This is a genomic window from Streptomyces anatolicus, assembly GCF_019400875.1.
GTDB classification, from domain to species: domain Bacteria; phylum Actinomycetota; class Actinomycetes; order Streptomycetales; family Streptomycetaceae; genus Streptomyces; species Streptomyces anatolicus.
This window is the reverse complement of sequence record NZ_WMBF01000658.1, coordinates 1-2,929: the sequence shown is the minus strand read 5'-3', so window position 1 is coordinate 2,929 and position 2,929 is coordinate 1. Positions and strand designations below refer to the sequence as shown.

5 protein-coding genes are annotated in these 2,929 nt (G+C 71.0%); all 5 read left to right on the top strand.

Annotated elements, in window-relative coordinates:
• The first annotated feature begins 23 nt into the window (after positions 1-23).
• A complete protein-coding gene (locus tag GKQ77_RS31025) occupies positions 24-368 on the top strand; it encodes a DUF3817 domain-containing protein (RefSeq protein ID WP_219692445.1) in 345 nt (114 codons plus the stop codon).
• Positions 365-658: an MTH1187 family thiamine-binding protein gene (locus tag GKQ77_RS31020; protein ID WP_030789418.1), complete on the top strand. Its 294-nt coding sequence runs from the start codon at positions 365-367 to the stop codon at positions 656-658. The genes GKQ77_RS31025 and GKQ77_RS31020 overlap by 4 nt, the downstream gene beginning before the upstream one ends.
• Positions 659-796: 138 nt before the next feature.
• Complete coding sequence (locus GKQ77_RS31015; protein ID WP_219692444.1) at positions 797-1,507, top strand: hypothetical protein; 711 nt, start codon at positions 797-799, stop codon at positions 1,505-1,507.
• A complete protein-coding gene (locus GKQ77_RS31010; RefSeq protein ID WP_219692443.1) occupies positions 1,504-2,184 on the top strand; it encodes a DUF4166 domain-containing protein in 681 nt (226 codons plus the stop codon). Before GKQ77_RS31015 ends, GKQ77_RS31010 begins: the two co-directional genes overlap by 4 nt.
• Before the next feature lie 17 nt (positions 2,185-2,201).
• Positions 2,202-2,876: a TetR/AcrR family transcriptional regulator gene (locus GKQ77_RS31005; RefSeq protein ID WP_219692446.1), complete on the top strand. Its 675-nt coding sequence runs from the start codon at positions 2,202-2,204 to the stop codon at positions 2,874-2,876.
• Positions 2,877-2,929 lie beyond the last annotated feature (53 nt).

The following is a 2,929-nucleotide window of genomic DNA, read 5'->3' as shown; positions in this document are numbered from 1 at the left end:
CCCCCACTCACCGAAGGTGACCCGTGGACATCAAGACCGCTTCCGCACTCCGCCGCCTCCGCCTGGTCTCGGCCCCCGAGGCCGTCTCCTTCCTGCTGCTGCTCGTCTGCTCGGTGCTCAAGCGGACCACGGAGTTCAACGCCGTGCCGGCGATGGGCATGATCCACGGTGTGCTCTTCGTCCTGTACGTGCTCTTCTGGCTCGACGCCTGGAACCGCACGAAGTGGGACCTCAAGACCGCCGCCCTGTACTTCGTCCTCTCCGTCCTGCCGACCGGCGGCTTCTTCGCCGAGCGCAAGCTGAAGCGGGAGGCCGAGTCCGCGGTGATCGCGTCGCGCGCCCGCAAGGAAGGGATCGTCAACGCATGATCGTCGCCTTCTCCGTGACCCCGCTCGGCGTGGGTGAGGACGTCGGCGAGTACGTGGCCGACGCCGTCCGTGTCGTCCGCGAGTCGGGCCTGCCGAACAAGACCGACGCCATGTTCACCTCCGTCGAGGGCGAGTGGGACGAGGTGATGGACGTAGTCAAGCGCGCCGTCGCCGCCGTGGAGGCACGGGCACCCCGCGTCTCCGTTGTCATGAAGGCGGACATCCGGCCCGGCGTGACCGACGGACTCACCTCCAAGGTCGAGACGGTGGAGCGCCACCTCTCCGCCTAGGGCCGCGCACCCACTTGCCGAAAAGCCCCCGCCTCCTGGTGGGGGCTTTTCTGTACCCGCGAACTTGAGCGACTGCTCAAACGGCTGTACCTTCCTGTTGAGCAGTCGCTCAAGAAGGCGCTGACGTGGGGGTTTGCCGTGAGTCTGTATATCGAGGCACGGATACGTGCCGATCTCGACGCGCTCTGGGAGCGCACCCAGGAGCCCGCCCTGCACCAGCGCTGGGACCTGCGCTTCACCGAGATCGCCTACCTGCCGTGCCGGGAGGGCGAGCCGCGGCACTTCCGGTACGCCACGCGCGTGCTGCCCTTCCTGACGGTCGCCGGCACCGGGGTCAGCGCGGGGGAGCGGCGGCGTCCCGACGGCACGCGGACCTCCGCGCTGCGGTTCGCCTCGCCGCACCCGCTCTCCCTCATCGAAGAGGGCAGCGGCTACTGGCGCTACGTACCCACCCCGGACGGCGACGGCATCCGATTCCTCACCGGGTATGACTACCGGCCGCGCTGGGGCCGCCTCGGCGCGCTCGCCGACCGCGCGGTCTTCCGCCCGCTGATGGGCTGGGCCACCGCCTGGTCCTTCGACCGCCTCCGCCTCTGGCTGGAGCGCGGCATCACCCCGGAGCGCGCCCTCCTCAACGCCGTCGCCGAGGTCGTCCTGCGCGTCCTGTTCGTCGCGGCGGCGGTTCTCCTCGCCCCCGTGACGGCCCTCGCGGCCGCCGCGCTCGCGCTGATCCTGCCGCCGCTGCCGACCACCCCGGCGGCCCGCCGGTGCCTGCGCACCCCGCCGGTACGCGCGCGTGCCCCGCGCATCCTGTCCACCCTCGCCACCGCCCTGGAGCCGCGCCCATGACCTCGATCTTCGAAACCGTGATGGGCGCCGACTTCCACCGGCTCCACCCAGAGCTGCGGCGCCGCTTCTCCGTCGGCCTGGAGAGCGGCGAGGCCTGCACAGGGCGGGGCGTCATGGACCGGATCTGGCACGGCCGGGGCTTCGTGAAGCCGTTCCTCGCGGTCGGCGGCACCCGCAACATCCTCGTGCCGCGCCAGGGGCGGGACGTGCCCTTCATCATCGAGAACGTGCCGTACGTCGACACCTACGGCCGTGAGACGGTGACCTTCGTGCGCACCTTCGACCTGCCCGGCGGGCCCCGCCGCTTCGACGCCCAGATGGTCCTGAGCCCCAAGGGCGACCGCGTGCTCGACTACCTCGGCACGCATCAGCACCTCGCCAGCGACCTGCACTTCCGCGCCGAGCCCGACGGCTCGCTCGTGATCCGCTCCGGAGAGCACCGGTTCCGGGAGGGGCCGGTCGACTGCCGCGTTCCCTCGCTGATCGGCGGTGACGCCGAGGTGCGGGAGTCCTACGACGACGCCGCCGGGCGCTTTCGCATCCAGGTCCGGGTCGTCAATCGGCGCTTCGGGCCGCTCTTCGGGTACGAGGGGTCCTTCGCGGCGACGTATACGGATGTCCGGGCGTGCGGGGTGCGGGCCGGGCTGCGGCCTGTTCGTGAGGAGGCGCGGGCGTGAGTACGGGGAAGGGCCCTGTGCAGGGTGCCGTCAAGGGGCTCGGTAAGGATCCCGGCAAGGGGCAGGAGACGCGGGAGAAGCTTCTTGAAGGGGCGTTGCGGACGCTCACGGAGCAGGGGATCGCCAAGACGTCGGCGCGTACGATCGCCGCTGCCGCGGGGGTCAATCAGGCGCTGGTCTTCTACCACTTCGGTTCCGTCGACGAGCTGCTCGCGGCGGCGTGCCGGTACGGGACCGAGCAGCGGGTGGCCCTCTACCGCGAACGCCTCGCCGGGATCGGCTCCCTCTCCGAACTGCTCGCCTTCGGGCGGGAGATGCACGAGAAGGAGCGGGACGCCGGGCACGTCGCCGTCCTTGGGCAGCTGCTCGCGGGGGCGCAGACGCAGCCTCGGCTCGCGGCGGCGACCGGGGCGGGGCTCGCCCTGTGGGTCGAGGAGATCGAGAAGGTCCTGGTGCGGGTTCTGGCGGGGTCGCCGCTGGGGGAGTTCACGGATGCGGTGGGGCTTGCGCGGGCGGTTGCGGCGTCCTTCGTGGGCCTGGAGCTGTACGAGGGGGTTGATCGTGCGGGTACGGAGCGGGCGCTTGCCTCGCTGGAGCAGTTGTCCCTCTTGGTGAGTGCGGTTGAGGATCTTGGGCCGCTTGCGCAGCGGGCCGTGCGGCATCGGCTCCGGCGGTCCTCTTCTCGGGGCTGAGCGGGGGCTTTTCTTGGTCTCTCGGGTGCCTTCGGCTCTGTAGGGGCCACAAG